The following is a 4589-nucleotide window of genomic DNA, read 5'->3' as shown; positions in this document are numbered from 1 at the left end:
TCGGGGCGACGTGACTGAGCATAAAAGCTCCGTTGCGTGAGATCCTGCGGATAAGTCACCAATATGCCGTGACCCAAATCTTTCAAAAGTTCAATAAACCCTTTCTGAGCCGCCTGATAACATTTCAGATTCAACGAGAAAGCGTTATCGTGTTCCTCAATCGATACCGGCCATTGCACAGCAATATCGCCGGTAGCCACACCACCTTCAATAGAGTGCCAGGAAATAGCGTAATGCGTCTCCTGGGCTAACAACGCCCAGGAAGTGGCATGACTGCCCGCATAACGTGGCAAAGGACTATCATGATAATTAAAAGCGCCGCCGCGAATCTGTCCAATTAGCGACACCGGTAAGATGATTGGATTGACGATGGAGAAAAGCCAATCGACAGGATGTAACGTGATTTGTTCTTGTAATGTATCAACCGAGTTCACACAAACAATCCCTTGTCGAGCCGCCCACGTTTGTAGAACCGTATCAGTAGATAGCATCGCTTGTATGATATGCCCGGCGGCCTGAATTTGCTCGGCGCAGAACACCGCAAGAGTCGTCCCCCCCACCACAACGCACGTGCGTGATAGAATCGATGTATCATTTATATTATGAGTTATATTTTCACATGACATCTGAGAGAGAGTTTCGGCTTTAAGAACATTTTCCTCTGTAGTAACATTACCTTTCATCTATTACCTCAACGAATCTGTTGAAATTTGAGAATTGTCATTCCTGACAACCATCACTAATATTTCTTTCTTACTTCTTGCCCCAAAAAATAAAAACAGACATATCTGACATTAACTCAAGACACACAGATGCTGTGCCATCACCTGGTTAATAACAGCCAATTAACAATCCTTCAATACTAATTTATTTGACAATGGAAAAAATAACCCAATTCATTGTAAAAATAGAACACGACATTCTTGTTCCTACGGAAAAATTACAAATGACAATTAACTTTATCATATATTATTTTGTAATAACAAAATAACGTTAGCAGCATAACAATTAACGCGATAAAATATTGATTGCAACCGAACGCATTCCAGTCAGATCGTTCTTTAATGCGATTTTTCGAACGTCTAGCGATATTTACTAATACGTAATGCAAGCTGGGACAGAGTTTAATATTATTCAATTTTCATATACCTGCCAACATATACATTTAGACTTTTCTCCATCACTTTTCCACTCTTATTGCCTATCCCATAGGGCTATTTTATTTGCCATTCTTTATAATAAAAAGCGAACTTAGTCAACGTTCAGACAAAAGCAATAGCTTTCGCACGTACTTTAGTTCTATGCCAAGGACAGACGAATCGAGTCGTTCTCACGTATTATATGTACATGCTGGTTTTTGCACACTGTCCATGTTAACCCTTTATTCACAAGAACGGCAAACGGCTATTAATCCCAATTAGGTATCCTCTTAATTATCTCGAGTTATTTACAATAAATCTAATATGACCCAAATCGAAATCATGAAATGAAGGATAATTAAATCAACCTATATCATCACCAGAAAACACATTGCCATTATTAAGTCTTCTATTATTCTTATCAAAATAAATATTTTCAATAATTACTCTACAACTAAATACACAGTCGAGATACCCTGGCAATCAAAAAAATAAAATAAAATTAACAATATAATTAGATATAGATCACATAATAGAAAATAACAACAATAACGAAGAGATATATACCCGTACTCATTGAAGATGCTTGATTTTATACGAAATGGAGATCATTATTCTCACTATGAAAATATTTATCACGTCAGAACAAAAAATCAAACTTGAACGTCTTCACGACACCACTCGTGATGGGCAAGTACGAGATAGAATAAAAGCCATTCTTCTGGCTTCTGAAGGCTGGAGTTCTGTGATGATAGCCCAGGCATTGCGACTCCATCAGACCACCGTTGACCGCCATATCCGTGATTACCTCAATCGAGGTAAGCTTAAATCTGATAATGGGGGCTCTGATAGTTTACTTTCTTGAGAGCAAACTGATTTTTTCATCAACCACTTATCTCAAAATCTTTTCCATTACACACATGAAATCGTGGCCTATGTTGCTCAGCTCTGGAATATGACCTTTAGCATTCCCGGCATGAATAAATGGCTACACCGTCAGGGGTTTTCTTATAAAAAACCTTGTGGGATCCCTCATAAATTCGAGGCGGAAAAACAGAGACAATTTATTGAATATTATGAACATCTTAAAGTCACAGCGAAAGATGAACCTATCCTCTTTCTTGACGCCGTTCACCCGACTCAAGGCACCAAACTCGGTTAGGGTTGGATGCGAAAAGGCGAGAGAAAAACAGTAAAAACAACAGGCAGCCGAACTCGCCTGAATCTATTGGGCGCACTCAACCTCAATGCCATCGGGAGTACGGTGTTCCAGGAATATCAGACTATCAATGATTACAACATTTGCTGTTTTTTCAATGAAATAAGAAGGTCTTATCCTGACTATCATCAAAAAATTCATCTTATTGTGGATGGTGCAGGCTACAACAAAGCTCATCTTGTGAAGGATTGGGCTTATGTTAGCAATATTGAATTACATTACCTTCCGCCATACAGCCCAAATTTAAACCCGATAGAGCGATTATGGAAGATCATGAATGAACATGTTCGAAATAACCGTTATTTCGCTAATAAACATGAATTTCGAGACAAAGTATTCAAATTTTTCACCACAACGCTACCTGATATAGCGGACTCGCTGATGTCTAGAATTAACGACCATTTTCAGGTGCTAAAAACTGCATCTTGAAGTTTCTTGGGTATATATTGTGATTTCATAATAGCCAAATTACTCATGACATTGAGTTCATCAGACATGACAACCTCAGGGTAGGAAGGAGGTGAAGCGTTACAGTTAAATAAAGAAAAATAACATCTTCTGATGTTGCGAATTTGTATTAGGGGATGTAAGCCGGACAATGGCATTCGGTTAAGCTCTCATAACTGGGCTCCATAAGAATTCCATCGCGTTCTGGGTTTCATCGATTTTCGTGGATAGTGCCTCCCTGGTCTCATCCGTTGGATCATTCTTGCCATACGTGTGTGGAGTATGTAATAAAATGATTTTAAATGTTTTTTTTCCTGTATTAGCACTATCTCTTGATCATATTTCATAGATCAAGAGACTTGGACAGTAAATAACCTTCAAGGATGGTTTGTAACATGAACCATCCTTCCCACAGCCTTTCCCATCCCACTCGGCCATTTCGTTTTGAGTCATACCAACCCGCTAGTTTTCCCAAATTAATATAGGCCCAGTAAACACTTGGCGCTGTCTTAGGGACCTTTTTCTTTTCTTGCTTTACCCACAATAACTTCCACGCTAGCGGGTTTAATAGCGTTTCACAACTCTGTTTTTCCGCCTCTGAGCTATTGAGACCCACATAGCGCAATTGATGAACACGCACGGCGATAAGCGCTATTTTTTCCAGATTTTCTTTACGTTGCATCCGCAGCGCTTCTGCCTGTGTCCCGCCACTTTTCCACGCTTTGTGAAACTCTTCAATGAGCCAGCGTTTTTCATAGTAGTCCAGAATACGGTGGGCATCTTCTTTACCTTTTACCGGCTCCGATGTCAGAATGTGCCAGCTCAGCTCCTTGTCGTTATTCGTTTCCTGGCAACTCACATAATACAGTGGTATCGGCTCCCCTCGTTTATTGGCCGGCATTTTGAGCGTGACAGGGGCGTAACGGACGTTGCAGAGAGCTTCACGCGCCTTACGCCCACCTCGTTGTTTAACCTGAACGGTTCTTTTATCTGCGGGCTGCAAAGATTCACTGAACAGATAAAGTTTATTTGAGCTTTGTTCAATGCAACGGCTTTGCATTGAACGCACAATAAAACGCTGCTGATGCGTGATTTTATAGGTCAGATAGTCAATAATGTCTGCCTCGCGATCACAAACTGAAATGACCTTATTCATATCACTGCCAATACGGGTTTCTGTTGCCTGAGAGGCGCGTTCCCACTTATAACTTTCCTTGTCTTTATACGGCCGGGAAGCCCGTTGCGCTTTCTTGCCATAATGACTCAGCTCTCTCGTCCAGCGTGTTTGTTCAATCAGGCCAATGACCTGTTCTTCTCTGGGGGCAAAAAGCAAAACGGAATGGGCATGCAGGCCTGTGGCACTTTTTCGTGATGCGGTATACCCCATTTCATCCCGAACCGTCTGATGAGTGAACTCCAGTGAGGTTGTATCTTCCAATGCCAGCAAACAGTCATAGGACTTAGCTTGTTCAGCCGTTGCTGCAAATCCGGCCGCTGCGTCAATGGCCCGGTTACGCGTAAATCGATAAGCGGCTTCAATATCCGCAGGTGTTTTGAGTGATTGCACAATAGATTGCCCGATATGGTTGACTAAAGAGGCAGTGAATTTGATAAGACGCTGGGTTCGTCGGCTATCGCCAAAATTTGCGCGAGAAAAAGTCTCATAAGCCCATTGTTCTGCGTGAGTTTGGAACATTTTACCGTACCTCAATGAAATAGTTATTACTAAGATCAGCAAAATAGAAAAAGATTCAAAAAAATCCCCTGATTTTTTATCAGGGGAT

At 41.0% G+C, this 4589-nt stretch carries 2 protein-coding genes and 1 pseudogene; 1 reads left to right on the top strand and 2 read right to left on the bottom strand.

Going from position 1 to position 4589, the window contains the following annotated elements; all coding sequences use genetic code 11:
• Positions 1 to 683 (bottom strand): formyltransferase family protein (locus ACGF7G_RS21590; protein ID WP_387468285.1); only part of this gene is annotated, 683 nt, incomplete at its 3' end.
• Positions 684 to 1761: 1078 nt separating this feature from the next.
• Here ACGF7G_RS21590 and ACGF7G_RS21585 point away from each other — a divergent pair.
• Positions 1762 to 2787: pseudogene (locus ACGF7G_RS21585) on the top strand (IS630 family transposase).
• A 361-nt stretch (positions 2788 to 3148) separates the two neighbouring features.
• Here ACGF7G_RS21585 and ACGF7G_RS21580 read toward each other — a convergent pair.
• Positions 3149 to 4501 (bottom strand): IS4 family transposase, encoded by a 1353-nt coding sequence (locus ACGF7G_RS21580; RefSeq protein WP_387468287.1) that lies wholly within the window; start codon positions 4499 to 4501, stop codon positions 3149 to 3151.
• Between the last annotated feature and the right edge of the window lie 88 nt (positions 4502 to 4589).

It is taken from the genome of Photorhabdus sp. RM323S (assembly GCF_042879375.1).
Taxonomy (GTDB): domain Bacteria; phylum Pseudomonadota; class Gammaproteobacteria; order Enterobacterales; family Enterobacteriaceae; genus Photorhabdus; species Photorhabdus tasmaniensis.
Note: the sequence above shows the minus strand (reverse complement) of the source record. Positions and strands in the feature narration are given on the sequence as shown.

Excerpts from the sequence above, each read along its gene's own strand:
- ACGF7G_RS21580 (WP_387468287.1), bottom strand. The coding sequence starts at position 4,501 with ATGTTCCAAACTCACGCAGAACAATGGGCTTATGAGACTTTTTCTCGC.